Here is a 15,216-nt window from a genome sequence, read left to right as displayed (position 1 = left end):
CGAGGTCGCCGTCGATGGTCAGCGGACCGCCACCCTTGCGGGAGGCTTGCTGGGCGCGGGCGCGCTGCCAGCCGGGGGTTTCATAGACGCTCTCGAAGGGGTCGGCCATGTTGAAGCGGGACGTGGCGCCGCCGCCATAGCCGTAGCCGCCGTACGCCGAACCGCGATCGGTTACGACGACTGCGTCAGGCGGTAGTTCGTCGACAAAGCGTGACGGAATTGCCGACTGCCACAGGCCATGGATACGCCGGTTTTGTGCCGCCGATATGCGAACGCGCTGCCGACCTCTTGTTATACCCACATAGCCAAGGCGGCGCTCCTCCTCCAGACCGGCACGGCCACTTTCATCCATCGAGCGCTGACTTGGAAAAGTGCCATCCTCCCAGCCAGGGAGAAAAACCGTGTTGTATTCTAAGCCCTTGGCCGAGTGCAGCGTCATGATGGTGACGGCGTCGCTAGCCTCGGCGCTGTCGCGGTCCATGACCAGCGAGATGTGTTCGAGGAAGCCGCCAAGAGTCTCGAACTCTTCCATCGAACGGCTAAGTTCCTTGAGGTTTTCCTTGCGACCTTGGGATTCCGCAGATTTGTCAGCAGTCACCATATCCATGTAGCCGCTTTCCTCGAGGATTTGCTCGACAAGCTGGTAGGGTGGCAGGCTCTCGGCGCGATAGGACCAGTCGTCGAACTGCGCTACCAGGGTCCGCAACGTCGTGCGCTGCTTGGGCTTGAGGTCTTCGGTTTCCACCATCAAGCGCGAAGCAATGAGCAGCGGAATACGCTGATGCCTGGCCGTTGCGGTGAGCATATTGACCGTGGAATCGCCGAGGCCACGCTTGGGCACGTTGATGATGCGCTCGAAGGCGAGGTCATCCGCCGGCTGGGCAACAAGCCGAAGATAAGCCAGCGCATCACGAATTTCCTTGCGCTCGTAAAAGCGTGGACCGCCGATGACGCGATAATTCAGGCCCAGCGTAATGAAGCGCTCTTCAAATTCGCGCATCTGGAAAGAGGCGCGCACCAGGATCGCCATCGAGTTCAGCGACTCTCCCTGACGCTGGTACTGCTCGATCTCCTCACCGACAGTCCTAGCCTCTTCTTCAGAATCGTAGACCTGCGTGAATGAAATTGGCTCGCCGTCCTCGGCGACATCGGTGAATAGCGTCTTGCCCAGCCGGCCCTCGTTGAAGGCGATCAGCGTTGAGGCGGCCTTGAGGATATTGGAGGTCGAGCGGTAATTGCGCTCGAGCTTGACCACCTTGGCGCCCGGAAAATCCTTCTCGAAGCGGAGGATGTTGTCCACCTCGGCGCCGCGCCAGCCGTAGATGGACTGGTCGTCGTCGCCCACCACACAGATATTGGTTTCGCTGGAGGGCTTGCCTTGGGCCAGCAGGCGCAGCCAGAGATATTGGGCGGTATTGCTGTCCTGGTATTCGTCCACCAGCATGTATTTGAACTTGCGGTGGTACCCGTCCAGCACTTCCGGGTTCTCGCGAAAGAGACGAATGCACTCCAAAAGAAGATCGCCGAAATCGACGGCGTTGAGCGTTTTGAGCCGGGCTTGGTAGTCGGCATACAGGTTCGGCAACTTGCCATTCGCAAAGACGCCGTTTTCAGCGGCTGGTACGTCTTTGGGTAACCAGCCGCGGTTTTTCCAAGTGTCGAGCATTCCAGCAAATCCACGAGCGGTCCAACGCTTCTCGTCGACATTTTCTGCTGCTAGTAATTGCTTGATGACCCGGATCTGATCGTCAGTGTCAACAATGGTGAACTTCGGGTTCAAGTCTACCAACTCAGCATGCTCGCGGAGAATGCGAGCAGAAATCGAGTGGAATGTTCCCACCCAGCGCATCCCGGCTGTATCTGGCTCGAATGCCACAATACGCCTCTTCATTTCACCGGCAGCTTTGTTGGTGAAAGTGACGGCGAGAATTTGACTCGGGAACGCCAATTTTTGATTGAGGATATGTGCGATGCGGGAAATAAGTACTCGCGTCTTGCCCGTGCCCGCACCCGCCAGCACGAGTAGGGGGCCCTCTGTGGTCAGCACGGCGTCCCGCTGTTCCGGATTGAGCCCAGCCAGATAGTCCGGCCCGCGCCGTTGGAGCTGGCTGGTGATCGGTCCGGCGGACGGGCGGTCGATGGGGTGGGCTTTGCCGGGCATAAAGGGCCTTTCCATCGCTGCATGCCGGGGCCGGCAGGCGCAGCGCGGGGATTGACGAATCTTATTTTGTTCTCGTCGGCAATATAGGGGCTGGCAGGCCCGGTGTATAGGACGCGGGGGTGTCACCGAAGTGTGCGCGCCCACGTGTAATGAGTGCACTGGCGGGGTTGCGCGGGGCGCGCGCTTGCCTACACTCTGCGGGGAAAACCGGGTGACCAAGCGCCGTGCTGAACCGCATCTATATCATTGTCGGCTCGCTGGCGATCATCGTCCTCGGCGGCGCTTTCATTGCCCCATACTTCATCCATTGGAGCGATTATCGCGGCCGCATGGAGGAATTGGCGACCAGCGTGCTCGGGACGCCGGTGACGGTGCGCGGCAATATCGAGTTCACGCTGCTGCCGCAACCGGTGCTGCGCTTTTCCGATGTGCTGGTGGGCGAGCCCGAGGAGCCGGCGGCGACCATCGACAGCGTCGAAGCCGAATTCTCGCTGATGGATTTCCTGCGCGACAATTACAACGTCACGCGCCTGGTGTTGCGGCAGCCGGTCATCGACTTCACGGTTGATGAGAGCGGGTTCTTCGGCAGCGGCGTGTCGGTTGCCTCAACCAGTGGCGTTGGGCTGGGCAATGCGAGCATCATAGACGCCACGGTACGGCTGATGGATCGCCGTTCGGGGGAGAGTTTCGTTGCCGACGAGGTCAGCGGCGAATTGGGACTGTCCAGCTTCAGCGGGCCTTTTTCATTCGTCGGCACGGGCAGCTATCGCGACGAAGGCTACAGCCTTCGGCTCAATTCCAGCGCCACCGACGAGACGGGAAATTCACGCGTCTCGTTGTTCCTCCAGCCGGAGTCCGCGGGTTTCTCGCTTGCGGTCGAGGGGCTGTTGGCGCCTGGCATGGCCCCTAAGTTCAATGGTGATGTGGTCTATCGCCAGAAGCCGCCTGCCGCGGCCGTGGCGGAAGATATAAGGGGCGACCTCGTTCTGCAGAGTAAGGCCACCGGCTCGACCGATCGCATCGTGCTGTCTGGCTATACGCTACAGCCCGATGAGAATCGCGCCGGCACGCGGCTGACCGGTGCGGCGAGCATTCAGCTCGGCGATGTCCGCAGTTTCGACGCGGTGATTTCGGGCGGGGTATTTTCGCTGCCGCCGCGCGACGCGAAGGAAGACACGACGACGCTGCCCTATGAGGCGGTGCGGCTGCTGGCGGAACTGCCGGCCCCGATCATTCCGCCCATGGCAGGCCGCGTCGGGATCGATCTGGCAGAAGTCGGCCTGCGCGGCTTCGCGTTGCGCAATGTGCGTATGGACGCGCGCACCGACGGTACGGCCTGGCAGATTGAGCAGTTCATAGGTCAGTTGCCCGGCGACACGGAGCTGCGCGCCAGCGGGCAATTGAGCAGTGAGAATGATCGTCCGGCGTTTCGCGGCGAGGTTTCGTTGACGAGCGCCAGGCTTGACGGGCTGGCGGCGCTGTGGCGCAAGCCGGGCGATGACAATCCATTGTTCAACGTGCCCGGCACGCTAACGGGCCGTGTCATGCTGGTCGGCGACGCTGCCGGGTTGGCCAACGGCGTGCTGACGCTGGCAGGGAGAAATCACAGCCTCGAAACAAGGCTTGGCTTCGGCGAGGAAAAGCGGCTCGATCTGGTCGCGCATTTCGACGAGTTGGGGGCCGGTGGCAGCGCCATGGTGGCGGCGCTGCTCCCCAATATCGCAGCGGAGCCTGCCTTCGGCATCAGCTTTCCTTTCGGCAGTTTCTCGTTGACCGGCACGAGTGCGCGGGTGCTGGGGCTGGATGGCACCGGCCTGGTTGCCGAGGGGCAGTGGGGGAGCGGAAGGGTCAATTTTTCCCGGCTCGCAGCGGCTGAATGGGGGGGGCTCGGGTTCGACGCGACGCTGGTTGCCGGTGGCACGATGGCAGAACCGGATGTTTCGGGTTCGGGCCTGGTTCGCATTGGAGCGGGCGACGCAGCTGCGCTGCTGGGCGCCTACGATCTGCTGGCGATGCCGGAGAGCTGGCGGGATTTCCTGGCGCTTTCTGCACCGGCGGACCTGTTGGTGGACGTCAGCGAACCGATCGACGGCGGCCAGACCATCATTCTTGGGGGAGCCCTGGGCGTCGGCGACCTCAATCTACGTGCTGAACTCAGCGGTGGCATCGGTGCACTGACCACGGCCCCCTTGCAGGTCACCGGTGGACTTGAATCCACTGATATCGCGGCTTTCACACGCCAGATCGGGTTCGGCGATACCGACCTTTTTGACGGGGAAGGCTCCATGCTATTGAGCCTCAGCTTCGAAGGCGAGCCGAGCGCCGGTCTTGCCAGCAGTCTCACGGCGAGCCTTGGCGATGAGAACGTCAGTTTTTCCGGCACCCTGCAGGCAGCGGACAATGGCGAAATCGAGGGCACCGGGACGCTCGATGTGGCGCTGGCTGACGCCGGCGGACTGGCGGGACTGGTCGGAGCGCATGGCCTGACCTTGCCGATGGCAAATGGCAGCGCGCAATTACACTTCGAAGGCGAACGGCTGGCCCGCCTGACCGAAATCGCTGGAACGTCCGGCGAAACGGCATTCTCGGGCGAGCTGGCCCTGTCCCGCACCGGCAGCACGGCCGCCATCGCAGGGGCCATCGGTGTGGATACGGTTTCGGTCGAAGGGCTGGCTGCGGCGCTGTTTGGCCCGGCTGCTTTGGTCGCCGGCGATGCGGTTTGGCCAGAAGGTCCGATTGTGCTGGGGGAGCAGGGCAGGCAGACACGCGGTTCGGTTGCAGTCACCGCCGGGGCGCTGGCTGCTGGTGGTATTGACCGGCTGGGTGCGACCAACTTCGAATTGACCTGGGACGAAACACGGACGCGGCTGGCGCGCTTCGACGCGGTGGCGGGCGAGGGCCGGCTGGGTCTCGATATTGCAGTGTGCTGCGCCGGGCCCCTGGTCGACAAGACCGTCAGCGGCCGTATGACCCTGGAGGGCATGCCTATCGATACGGTGGCGACGCCGGCCATTGCCACAGCGCTGGATGGGCTGCTTGACGGTGGCGTGCGCTTCGAGGGCAGCGGCGCCAGCCTGGCGGAGGTCATCGCAGCGGCGTCGGGCGAAGGCAATTTCACGCTCACGGCGCTGTCGGCAGCGCAGCTGTCGCCCAGCGTGTTCGCGACGGTGGCCGGGCTCGATGATGTGCTCAATACAGAGGCCGATGCCATGGGGGCCATCATGGGGTTGGCGCTGGGGCAGGGGCCGTTCACGGCGCCAACGACGACCGGCGCCTTCACCATTGCTGGTGGCGTGGTCCGGCTGGCCAATCTCATTGTTGAGGGCGAGGGGGCGGGTCTGGCTGGAGGTCTCAATCTCGCGCTGGCGCCCCTGGGTCTCAATGGCAATTTCGTCATGACGCCCCGCGACTTCGAGGATGCCAAAGGGCTGGTCGGGCCAGATACCTCGCGCATCGTCACCAGGCTTGCCGGTACGCTGCTGGAACCGGAGGTGACGCTGGACCTCGATGAGATGATCGCTGCGGTGCTGGTGCGTGCCAATGAGCTCGAAGTGGATCGCCTCGAAATCTTGCGGGCCGAGGATGAAGCGCGCCAGCGGGCCGCTGCCGCGGAGCGCAACCGGCTGATCGAGGAGCAGCGCCGACGGGCCGCCGAGGAAGCGGCGCGGCTGGCTGCGGAGGAGGAAGCGCAACGGCTGGAACAGGAGCGGTTACTGCAAGAGCAACAGACCAGCTCTCCAGCGGGGTCCCAGCCAGGCCCGTCATTCACTGGCCCGTTGAACCTGGGCCTGCCCCCGCCTCGGGTCAATCAACCCCTGGGCGCGGGCGTCAATCAGCCGCAGTTCTAGCCGCCGTCGATCCGCCGCTGATACCAGCGCAGCACGGCCAGCCGGGCGGCGGATGACAGGTTGTCGGTCTGCCGGTTCTCGTCGATGTCGCGGATGAGGCCCGCCATGGGCTGGGCCCTTTCGGCCGCCATGGCTTCAAGTGCGGCCCAGAATTCCGGCTCCAGCGCGATGGATGTGCGGTGACCGGCGATGGACAGGGAGCGCTTGTCCATCAGGGCAGGATCAGGGCTTCTTGCGGAAGGCGTCGAGGCTCACGACTTTTTCGCCCGGCTTTTCGTCGCCGCCTTCAGGGGCGGCCGCTTCGGCTTCCACGGCGTCGTCGGCCCTGGCCTCAAGGGCTTCCGAGCCAGGAGCCGTTGCGGGGTCGAACTGCAATCCGAACTGTACCGAAGGGTCGAAGAAGCCTTTGATAGCCGCAAACGGGATGACCAGTGTCTCGGGGATGCCATCAAATGACAGGCCGACTTCAAAGGCAGTCTCGTTGACCTTGAGGTCCCAGTACTGGTTCTGAACCACGATGGTCATTTCCTTGTCGTACTGGCCAAGCAATTTCTCGCTCAGCCGCACGCCCGGCGCACGAGTGAGGAAGGAAATGAAGAAGTGGTGTTCGCCGGGCAGACCGGTTTTGGCGACCTCAGACAGCACCTTGCGCACGACGCCGCGCAGGGCTTCCTGGGCGAGAATGTCGTATCGCATGTGATCTTCGGCCATCGGCAACCTTCCAGTTTGGGGACAGAATCCCGAACGATCCATATCAGCCTCACGTTCCGTGAGAATTCAAGGCCAAAGGCGCGGAAAGAGAGGGAAGGTGCAGGCTTCTGTTGCCAGGTGCCTGCGGACCCCGCCTGTCACCCGGCTAGGGGTGGAGGACTTAATTTCCCAATGCTAGCACTGCTTACGCAGCGAGAGCGACTGGAGCCTTATGGTTGTCATTTGCAACTATAAGTTTTGGACCGATAACGGTGGTACCTCACCGAGCAAAAGCACACCCTTTACGCCCTCGTCGATCCTGTTTCGCCCCCATTGGCTGCCCCTGCGGGGAAGATGGTGGAGGCGCCGGGTACTGCCCCCGGGTCCGAAAGGTTTATTACGATGACAGTTTATCGCCATAGCTCTTGCGAGCCCTCCCTATATAGGTGAGCCGCTCGCGGGGCGCAACGGAACGCGCTGCATTGTGTTCGCAAACATCACTTGAGTCGCTGGCCGGTCACAGGTCTCTTTCGTACATGGAGAGCAGGCTGAGTCAGCCGCCCCACTTCATGCCCATATAGACGCCGCCCGCCTCGAGTTCCTCGAGCATCTGGTCGAGATGCTTGCGTTTGGTCTCGTCGCGCTTGGCCTTGTTGATCCAGAGCAGGTAATCGTTGCGCTGGTAGGGTGGCCGCGCATCGTATTGGTTGCGCAGACCGCGTTCATCGAGCGCCTGGCCGACGAAATCGGGCATGGTTTCGCGCTTGCGCAGGGGGCGAAGCACCGGGCTCATGGCAGCACAGCTTGTGCCTCGATCTCGATGAGGAAATCGGGGTTGGCAAGGGCGGCCACGCGCAGGGCCGTCACCGTGGGTGGATTGGGTCGCTGACCCCATACGGCCATCCAGGCGCCGAAACCGGCCCGCAGATCGGCATCCTGGTGGATGACAATGGTCATCTTGACCAGGTCTTCGAGGCGCGCGCCGGCGGCGTCGAGCACCTTTTGCAGATTGGCCAGTGCCTGTGCCGTTTGCATGGCGATATCGCCCTTGCCGACGATCTCGCCCATGGCGTCGACGCTGTTCTGGCCGCCGATCAGCAGGATCCGGGCGCCCGCCGGCAAGATGATGCCCTGGGAGAAAACGGGGCTCTTGTACAGTCCATCGGGATTGAGATGTTCAACCGACATGATCGTCTCTCCTTGATCTTACGGCAGTGACTACAGGGGCGGTGCTGACAGCGTCTGTCAGGACGAGTGGAGGTATTCTATTACCTCAATCATGGGCGGCCGCTGGCGTGCGGGTCACGGTCCCGCCAATGCGCTATTGTAGCCAGGTTGACTGCCTTCGCCACGGGAATCGATTTGCATCATGACCGACACTTCATCCGAAAAGCTGATCCACGCTGCCGAAACCTTCCTGGGCAAGGGTGAAACGACACTGAGCGCGGAGGAGCGGCGCGTTCTAGAGCAGGCCATCGGCAAGAAGGCGCTATCGGTGGACACCAGCACGGTGTTCGATGACAAGTCTACGTTCGGTCAGCGGCTGGCTGATGGCGTGGCATCCTTCGGCGGCTCCTGGACCTTCCTGAGCATCTTCGGCGCCGTGCTGGTGGCCTGGGTGGGCGGCAATCTGCTGCTGACGCAACTGGCGCCCGATCCTTATCCCTTCATCTTTCTCAATCTGCTGCTGTCGATGCTGGCAGCAGTGCAGGCGCCGGTGATCATGATGAGCCAGAACCGGCAGTCCGCGAAGGACAGGCTGGTCACAGCGCATGATTATGAGTGCAATCTGAAGGCCGAGATCGAAATCATGGCGCTGCATGACAAGGTGGACCAGATGCGCAATGACGACCTCAAGCAACTGATCGCCAAGCAACAGGAGCAGATCGAGCTGTTGATGCGGCTGGTTCAGGCGCGCGCCGGGGAGGCAGCCCGGCCCGAATCGAAGTAGGATCGAGGTATGCAGCCCTATCTCAAGCTTCTCTCCGATATTCTCGAACACGGTGTCGACAAGTCCGACCGCACGGGCACGGGCACACGCTCGCTGTTCGGCTATCAGATGCGGTTCGATCTGGCGCAGGGCTTCCCGCTGCTGACGACCAAGAAGCTGCATCTCAAGTCCATCGTCTATGAGCTGCTCTGGTTCATTCGCGGCGAGACCAATGTGCGCTGGCTGCAGGAGCGCGGCGTCAAGATCTGGGACGAATGGGCCGACGAGAACGGCGATCTAGGACCGGTCTACGGCTCGCAGTGGCGCAGCTGGCCGGCACCGGATGGCCGGAAGATCGACCAGATCGCCAATGTAATCGAGAGCATCAAGACCAAGCCGGATTCGCGGCGCCACATCGTATCGGCCTGGAACCCCGCCGAGGTCGACGAAATGGCGCTGCCACCATGCCACTGCCTGTTCCAGTTCTACGTGGCCAATGGCAAGCTGAGCTGCCAGCTCTACCAACGCTCGGCCGATACCTTCCTGGGGGTGCCGTTCAACATCGCCTCCTATGCGCTGTTCACTCATATGGTGGCGCAGGTCTGCAATCTGGAGGTCGGCGATTTCGTCCACACCTTCGGTGACGTGCACCTTTATTCGAACCATTTCGAGCAGGCGAAACTACAGCTCACTCGTGAGCCGCGGCCGCTGCCCGTGCTCAAGATCAATCCGGATGTGAAGCGGCTGGAAGACTTCGTCTTCGAGGATTTCGCCTTCGAGGGATACGATCCGCATTCGCATATCAAGGCGGCCGTTTCGGTATGAGTCGGAGCTTGGCGGAGCTCCTGCCGCTGGTAGCCGAGGTGTCGGACACCTACGCGTCACGCAACGGCATCACGCGCGACGACGACTGGTATATTCTCAAAATTCAGGAGGAACTGGGCGAGCTGACCGCCGAGTACCTGAAGGCGACCGCGCGCGGGCGGCTCAAGGGGGCCGATAGCACAATAATCCGGCAAGCGCTGGAGGACGAAACAGCCGACGTGCTGGCCACGCTGATGCTGTTTGCCCGCCACAACGGCATCGACATTGAGGCAGCGCTGGAGCGCAAGTGGTTCCAGTATCTGGGCCGCAGTCCGACCGTCTAGGTGGCGGGCGCCGGCAATTGTCCGAACGAGATTCCCGCTTTCGCGGGAATGACGCCGTGGTAGATCAAGAGGCATTGATCGTTGGGGAGGATGGGATGAGGTTTCTGCTGCTTTGTGGCGCGCTGCTTGCCGCTGTTCCGGCTCTGGCAAACGACACCTCGGCCGTGCTGACCACGGGCGGGCTGGAATTTGTCACCAACCAGGACATCGTGATGGAAAGCGAAGAGCTCTTCATCTCGAAAGAAGAGATCCGGGTCATCTACCAGTTCCGCAATACCGGCGAGGTCGACCAGAGCATTCTCGTGGCCTTTCCCATGCCCGACATCGTGCCCAATTTCTTCTCGCCGGTCGCCTTTCCCATGGGCCCGGACGACAACCTCTTCGAATTCGAGACCACTCTCAATGGCGAGCCGGTCGAAGCCACGCTGCACGAGTATGCCTTCGCCTTTGGGGTCGATCGCACCAAGCTGATCAAGCAGCTCGGCCTGCCGCTGGTGCCGATTTCCAGCCAGGCGAGCGAAGCCACCGATGCCCTGGATGACGAGACCACCGCACGGCTGCTGCATCTGGGCATGGTAGCGCCCGACGAGTTCGACGCTGGCGAAGGCTGGGAAAAGCACTATTGGCCGGCCTGGACTTACAAGGCCACCTATACCTGGGAAGGTAATTTCCCCGCCGGTGAGACTGTCGAGGTGGTCCACACCTACAAGCCCAGCGTCGGTGGCACCGTGGGGGTGAGCTTTCTCAGCGAGCCTTACGAGGAGTACGACCCGGCCAAGGAATATGCGACCAAATACTGCACCGACGAGGCGTTCCTCGCGGCCGTGCGCAAGACGCTGACCAGCCCGGAAGAGCCCTGGTCGGCCCCGTTCTTCGAGAGCTGGATTTCTTACATCCTCACCACTGGCGGCAATTGGGGCGGCAATGGCATCGGCACGTTCCGCCTGGTGATCGACAAGGGCAGCCCGGACAATCTCGTCTCGTTCTGCGGGGAGGGCGTCAAGAAGATCGGGCCAACGACATTCGAGATGGTCAAGACCGATTTCTGGCCGCAACAGGAACTGGATATCCTGATCCTCGAACGCCAGCCGGCGAACTAGCCTCCTGCCACGACCTCGTCCTTCGACAGGCTCAGGATGAGGTCTGCTGAGATTTCAACGTAGACCTCATGGTGAGCCTGTCGCACCACAAGGTCGTGCCACCATTGGTTTTCATGACTGACTTACTCACTATCCGCCCCGCCACCGCCGAAGACGCCAGCCTCATCATCCAGCTCGTTGCGGCCTTGGCCGAGTACGAGGAGCTGAGCCACGAGGCCAATGCGAGTGAGGCCGATATTGTGCGGGACCTATTCGGCGCCGATCCCAAGGCCTTCTGCGAGATCGCAGAGTGGGAAGGCAAGCCCGTTGGCTTCACGCTGTGGTTCTATACCTATTCGACCTTCCAGGGCCGGCACGGTATCTGGCTTGAGGATCTGTTCGTCGATCCGGCCCTGCGCGGCAAGGGGATCGGCAAGGCGCTGCTGGTCAATCTGGCGCGGCGCTGCGTGGCCGAAGGGCTTGGACGATTTGAATGGTGGGTGCTCGACTGGAATGAGCCTAGCATCGAATTCTACAGGTCGCAGGGTGGCGTGATGCAGGATGAATGGACCAAGGTGCGCGTCGATGGCGCGGCCTTGCTGAAGCTGGGGACGCCATGACCGTCAAGATTGCCATGATTGCCGGCGTGGCCGAAAATGGCGTGATCGGCAGCGACCAGTCCATTCCCTGGCGAGTGCCTTCCGACATGGCCTTCTTCAAGCGCACGACGCTGGGCAAGCCTATCGTCATGGGGCGCAAGCAATATGAGACCGTGGGCAAGGGCCTGCCTGGGCGGACCAATATCGTCATCACTCGACAGCAGGGATATCAGCCCGAGGGCGTATTGGTGTTCCACGACATCGAGGCGGCACTCGCAAAGGCGCGCGAAATTGCCGAAGCCGATGGCGTTGACGAAATCATGATCATCGGGGGCGGGGAGCTATACGCCCAGCTCATGGGCCGGGCCGACCGGCTCTACATCACCCATATCGATCTGGCGCCGGCCGGAGACGTGCGGTTTCCGGTCATTGCACCCGAGCAATGGACGGTGGTCGATCTGCCAGAAGTGGCGCCATCTCCCAAGGACGAGGCAACTTACCGCGTCAAAGTGTATGAGCGGCGTCGCGACGCGGCGCATTGATCGTGCGGAGTGCTTGCCTATATAAGTCCCCATGAAACAAAATATCCGAAAGGGACGCGATGCCGTGGGAGAATAACGGAGGCGGGGGTGGCCGCAACAATAATGGCGGTCCCTGGGGTCAGGCGCCGGGTGGCGGCGGTGGCCCGCGTCGGCCAGGCGGCGGCAACACGCCCAATCTCGAGGATATTCTCAACCGCGGTCGCGACCAGTTCAAGGGCGGCCTTCCCGGTGGGCGCTGGGCGCTGGTCGGTGGCGCTCTCGCCATCGTCGCGTTCTGGGCCCTGAATTCGATCTATACGGTCGATCCGCAGGAAGTGGGCGTCGAGCTGCGTTTCGGCGCGCCCAAGCCCGAGCTGTCCATGCCGGGCCTGCATTTCCTCCTGTGGCCGATCGAAACCGTCGAAAAGGTAGCCGTCACCGAAAACCAGACGCAGATCGGCGTGGCGACGTCGAGCAGCGGGAATTCGCGTTCGGAAGGGTTGATGCTGTCGGGTGACCAAAACATCGTCAACGTGCAGTTTTCGGTGCTTTGGGCCGTCAACGACGCCGTGGCCTATCTGTTCAATGTCCGCGATCAGGAAGCCATGGTGCGCTATGCGGCTGAAAGCGCGATGCGCGAAGTCGTGGGCCGTCGCCCGGCGCAGGACATCTACAGCGATGACCGCCAGGGCATTGCTGCCGAGGTATTTTCCATCACGCAGGGCATTCTGGAAAGCTACGGTCTGGGTGTCCAGATCAGCCAGCTGCTGATCGAAAATGCTGGTCCGCCAGCTGAAGTCATTGACGCATTCAATGAAGTGCAGCGCGCCCGTCAGGACGAGACGCGCCTGCAGGAAGAGGCGCGTTCCTATGCCAACACCCTGCTTGGCGATGCCCGTGGCCGTGCGGCCGCGCTGCGTGAAGATGCTGCCGCCTACACCAACCGCGTGGTGCAGGAAGCGACCGGTGAGGCCCAGCGCTTCAACGCCATCTATGCTGAATATGTCAATGCGCCACAAGTGACGCGCAAGCGCCTCTTCCTCGAAACGATGGAAGAAGTGCTGGGCGGCTCCGAAAAGGTGCTGATTGAGAACGGCGCCGGCGGCCAGGGGGTCATTCCCTACCTGCCCCTGCCCGAACTGCGCCCCGGCGCGACAACCAGCACGACGGGGAACTAAGCCATGAACAATCGTCTGATCATCCTTGGCGTCGTCATTCTGGGCGCCCTCTACATCTTCTTCTCGACCATCTATGTGGTCAACGAGCGCGAGCAGGCCATCGTTATGCGCTTCGGCCAGATCACCGACGTGCGGACCGAGCCTGGCCTCTATTTCAAGGTCCCGACCGACATCGTGGACAGCGTGCAGATCGTCGAAGACCGGCTGCTGCGTTACGACATCGCCAATATGCGTGTGCAAGTTTCGGGCAATGCCTTCTACCAGGTGGACGCGTTCCTGACCTACCGCATTTCCAACCCGCGCCTGTTCCGTGAACGTGCACTGGGTCAACTGGCGGTGGCAGAGGATCGTATCGGCACCCGCTTCGATTCAGCCTTGCGCCAGGTCTATGGTCTGCGCGAGTTCAATGCTGCCCTGTCAGAACAGCGCACGCAGATGATGCGCGAAGCCCGCGACCTGATCCGCCCGGATCTCGAAGAGCTGGGCATTTCGGTGGTCGACGTTCGTATCCTGCGCACCGATCTCGAAGCCGACGTTTCGGCCACGACTTTCGAGCGCATGCGCGCCGAACGTCTTGCTGAAGCGGCTCTGCTCCGTGCTCGTGGTCAGGAACAGGCCCAGAGCCTGCGCGCTATCGCCGACCGTCAGGCTGTCGAAATCGTCGCTGCCGCGACACGCGATGCGGAAATCATCCGCGGTACCGGTGACGCTGAGCGCAACCGGCTGTTCGCGGCCGCCTACGGGCAGGATGCGGAGTTCTTCGAGTTCTATCGCTCGATGGAAGCCTATCGCACTGCGCTGACCAGCACCGGCACCACCATGGTGCTGTCGCCTGACAGCGAGTTCTTCCGCTACTTCGGTTCGAACGGTTCGATTCCGGATGCCAACAGCAATCTGGCCACCCCGATCCAGCCGACGGCAACCCCGATCACGGCACCGGCGGCCGACCTGCCGGCTCTGGACGGCCTGGGCATCGAGGAAGTCACGGTGCCCAGCGTCACGCTGGAGGACGGCTCGAAGCTGGCGCCGACCGTGGGCACCGAGCTGCCTGCGCCTGTAGAGGAGCCGGCAGCCGCCCCGGCGCAGTAGCGCGGGTCTGCCTGAAAACAAAAAGCCGGCGCTCAGCGCCGGCTTTTTTGTTCGGGGCTAACCTCTCCCTTTGGGCGAGGTGAAGAGCCTAGCGGACGATCTCTTCGTCACTATAGCCCTGCAGATAGAGCAGGGCCGTGAGGTCGCCATGGTCGATGCGAATGCCGGCCTCGGCCGCAACGGCCGGCTTGGCATGCAGTGCGACGCCGAAACCGGCAATGCGGATCATGTCGAGGTCATTGGCGCCATCGCCGACCGCGATGGTCTGGCTCAGCGGCACATTGCGCTCGGCGGCGAGCGCCTGCAGGCGTTCGCGTTTGGTGTTCTTATCGACAATGGGCTTGGCCACGGCGCCGGTCAGCGCATCGCCGTTGAATTCGAGCACGTTGGCAATGGCCTCGTGGAAACCGATGCGTTTGGCGAAATAGTCGGCAAAGAAGGTGAAACCGCCAGAGACCAGCGAGGTATAGGCGCCATATTCCTTCATGGTCTGGATCAGGGCGCGGCCACCGGGGGCGAGAGTAATCTGTTCACGGCGGACTTCCTCGATGACACGGCGCTCGAGTCCCTTGAGCAGGGCAACGCGGGTGTCGAGCGCCTGGCCGAAATCAAGCTCGCCGCGCATGGCGCGGTCGGTGATCTCGGCCACCTGGTCCTTGATGCCGAGAGCAGCGGCAAGCTCGTCGATGCATTCCTCGTTGATCATGGTGGAATCCATGTCGGCGACGAGGATCTGCTTGCGGCGGTTTTCGCTGGGCACCAGCGCTGCGTCGACGCGCCGGTTGCCGATGATCTCGCGCGCCAGGGCCAGCGCATCGGTTGACTTCGGCTCGATGATCTCGCAGGCAATGGAATGGTCGAGCCAGTTGAGCTCGCCGCCCGTCTGCTTGACAACGGCCGCGGCCAGAACCGGGTCGAGTTCGGAGTCGATTGGATTGGCGATCAGGCAGAGGATGGGCATGGGGTCTTTTCT

At 62.2% G+C, this 15,216-nt stretch carries 15 protein-coding genes and 1 other RNA gene; 9 read left to right on the top strand and 7 right to left on the bottom strand.

Features of this window, described 5'->3' with window-relative positions:
• On the bottom strand, window positions 1–2,161 hold a 2,161-nt coding region (locus V6M52_RS18745; RefSeq protein WP_332702465.1), incomplete at its 3' end, for an ATP-dependent helicase.
• Window positions 2,162–2,385: 224 nt separating this feature from the next.
• Between V6M52_RS18745 and V6M52_RS18740 the strand changes: the two genes are divergently transcribed.
• Window positions 2,386–6,009, top strand: coding sequence for an AsmA family protein (locus V6M52_RS18740; RefSeq protein WP_332702463.1), 3,624 nt, complete (start codon window positions 2,386–2,388; stop codon window positions 6,007–6,009).
• Here V6M52_RS18740 and V6M52_RS18735 read toward each other — a convergent pair.
• The 5 genes from V6M52_RS18735 to V6M52_RS18715 form a co-directional block, all read right to left on the bottom strand.
• On the bottom strand, window positions 6,006–6,221 hold the full coding sequence (locus tag V6M52_RS18735) for a ribbon-helix-helix domain-containing protein (protein WP_332688904.1): 216 nt from the start codon (window positions 6,219–6,221) through the stop codon (window positions 6,006–6,008). The genes V6M52_RS18740 and V6M52_RS18735 overlap by 4 nt on opposite strands.
• Window positions 6,222–6,231: 10 nt before the next feature.
• Window positions 6,232–6,720, bottom strand: coding sequence for an SspB family protein (locus V6M52_RS18730; RefSeq protein WP_332688902.1), 489 nt, complete (start codon window positions 6,718–6,720; stop codon window positions 6,232–6,234).
• Window positions 6,721–6,816: 96 nt separating this feature from the next.
• Window positions 6,817–7,171, bottom strand: a transfer-messenger RNA (tmRNA) gene (ssrA, locus tag V6M52_RS18725).
• 81 nt (window positions 7,172–7,252) lie between these two features.
• Window positions 7,253–7,492, bottom strand: a complete 240-nt coding sequence (locus V6M52_RS18720; protein WP_332688900.1) for a YdeI/OmpD-associated family protein — start codon at window positions 7,490–7,492, stop codon at window positions 7,253–7,255.
• Window positions 7,489–7,887, bottom strand: a complete 399-nt coding sequence (locus V6M52_RS18715; RefSeq protein WP_332702461.1) for a RidA family protein — start codon at window positions 7,885–7,887, stop codon at window positions 7,489–7,491. Before V6M52_RS18715 ends, V6M52_RS18720 begins: the two co-directional genes overlap by 4 nt.
• 181 nt (window positions 7,888–8,068) lie before the next feature.
• On the opposite strand from V6M52_RS18715, the gene V6M52_RS18710 reads away from it, so the two are divergent.
• The 8 genes from V6M52_RS18710 to hflC all read left to right on the top strand — a co-directional run bounded on the left by V6M52_RS18710 (window position 8,069) and on the right by hflC (window position 14,243).
• Entirely contained in the window at window positions 8,069–8,650 is a 582-nt protein-coding gene (locus tag V6M52_RS18710; RefSeq protein ID WP_332702459.1) for a DUF1003 domain-containing protein, read from the top strand.
• A gap of 9 nt (window positions 8,651–8,659) precedes the next feature.
• Window positions 8,660–9,454 carry a thymidylate synthase gene (locus V6M52_RS18705; protein ID WP_332702457.1) on the top strand — a complete coding sequence of 265 codons (795 nt, stop codon included), beginning with the start codon at window positions 8,660–8,662 and terminating at the stop codon, window positions 9,452–9,454.
• Between the two features lie 8 nt (window positions 9,455–9,462).
• Window positions 9,463–9,777 carry a phosphoribosyl-ATP pyrophosphohydrolase gene (locus tag V6M52_RS18700; protein WP_332702455.1) on the top strand — a complete coding sequence of 105 codons (315 nt, stop codon included), beginning with the start codon at window positions 9,463–9,465 and terminating at the stop codon, window positions 9,775–9,777.
• Window positions 9,778–9,872: 95 nt separating this feature from the next.
• On the top strand, window positions 9,873–10,877 hold the full coding sequence (locus V6M52_RS18695; protein WP_332702453.1) for a DUF4424 domain-containing protein: 1,005 nt from the start codon (window positions 9,873–9,875) through the stop codon (window positions 10,875–10,877).
• Between the two features lie 113 nt (window positions 10,878–10,990).
• Window positions 10,991–11,476 (top strand): GNAT family N-acetyltransferase, encoded by a 486-nt coding sequence (locus V6M52_RS18690; RefSeq protein ID WP_332688890.1) that lies wholly within the window; start codon window positions 10,991–10,993, stop codon window positions 11,474–11,476.
• Entirely contained in the window at window positions 11,473–11,997 is a 525-nt protein-coding gene (locus tag V6M52_RS18685) for a dihydrofolate reductase (RefSeq protein WP_332688888.1), read from the top strand. The genes V6M52_RS18690 and V6M52_RS18685 overlap by 4 nt, the downstream gene beginning before the upstream one ends.
• Before the next feature lie 59 nt (window positions 11,998–12,056).
• Window positions 12,057–13,154 carry an FtsH protease activity modulator HflK gene (gene hflK / locus V6M52_RS18680; protein ID WP_332702451.1) on the top strand — a complete coding sequence of 366 codons (1,098 nt, stop codon included), beginning with the start codon at window positions 12,057–12,059 and terminating at the stop codon, window positions 13,152–13,154.
• Between the two features lie 3 nt (window positions 13,155–13,157).
• The gene (gene hflC / locus V6M52_RS18675; protein ID WP_332702449.1) at window positions 13,158–14,243 is read left to right on the top strand and encodes a protease modulator HflC; all 1,086 of its coding nucleotides are present in this window, start codon (window positions 13,158–13,160) and stop codon (window positions 14,241–14,243) included.
• Window positions 14,244–14,331: 88 nt separating this feature from the next.
• Here hflC and serB read toward each other — a convergent pair whose 3' ends face one another.
• Window positions 14,332–15,204, bottom strand: a complete 873-nt coding sequence (serB, locus tag V6M52_RS18670) for a phosphoserine phosphatase SerB (protein WP_332691239.1) — start codon at window positions 15,202–15,204, stop codon at window positions 14,332–14,334.
• Window positions 15,205–15,216: the final 12 nt, after the last annotated feature.

The sequence above is a fragment of the Devosia sp. genome (genome assembly GCF_036676215.1).
Lineage (GTDB): Bacteria > Pseudomonadota > Alphaproteobacteria > Rhizobiales > Devosiaceae > Devosia.
This window is presented reverse-complemented; position numbering and strand designations above follow the sequence as displayed.

Bases quoted from the DNA above. Each gene is read 5' to 3' on its own strand.
- V6M52_RS18695 (WP_332702453.1), top strand. From the start codon at position 9,873: ATGAGGTTTCTGCTGCTTTGTGGCGCGCTGCTTGCCGCTGTTCCGGCT.
- V6M52_RS18705 (WP_332702457.1), top strand. From the start codon at position 8,660: ATGCAGCCCTATCTCAAGCTTCTCTCCGATATTCTCGAACACGGTGTC.
- V6M52_RS18715 (WP_332702461.1), bottom strand. From the start codon at position 7,887: ATGTCGGTTGAACATCTCAATCCCGATGGACTGTACAAGAGCCCCGTT.
- V6M52_RS18685 (WP_332688888.1), top strand. From the start codon at position 11,473: ATGACCGTCAAGATTGCCATGATTGCCGGCGTGGCCGAAAATGGCGTG.
- V6M52_RS18710 (WP_332702459.1), top strand. From the start codon at position 8,069: ATGACCGACACTTCATCCGAAAAGCTGATCCACGCTGCCGAAACCTTC.
- serB (WP_332691239.1), bottom strand. From the start codon at position 15,204: ATGCCCATCCTCTGCCTGATCGCCAATCCAATCGACTCCGAACTCGAC.
- V6M52_RS18730 (WP_332688902.1), bottom strand. From the start codon at position 6,720: ATGGCCGAAGATCACATGCGATACGACATTCTCGCCCAGGAAGCCCTG.
- V6M52_RS18690 (WP_332688890.1), top strand. From the start codon at position 10,991: ATGACTGACTTACTCACTATCCGCCCCGCCACCGCCGAAGACGCCAGC.
- V6M52_RS18735 (WP_332688904.1), bottom strand. From the start codon at position 6,221: ATGGACAAGCGCTCCCTGTCCATCGCCGGTCACCGCACATCCATCGCG.
- hflC (WP_332702449.1), top strand. From the start codon at position 13,158: ATGAACAATCGTCTGATCATCCTTGGCGTCGTCATTCTGGGCGCCCTC.
- V6M52_RS18720 (WP_332688900.1), bottom strand. From the start codon at position 7,492: ATGAGCCCGGTGCTTCGCCCCCTGCGCAAGCGCGAAACCATGCCCGAT.
- hflK (WP_332702451.1), top strand. From the start codon at position 12,057: ATGCCGTGGGAGAATAACGGAGGCGGGGGTGGCCGCAACAATAATGGC.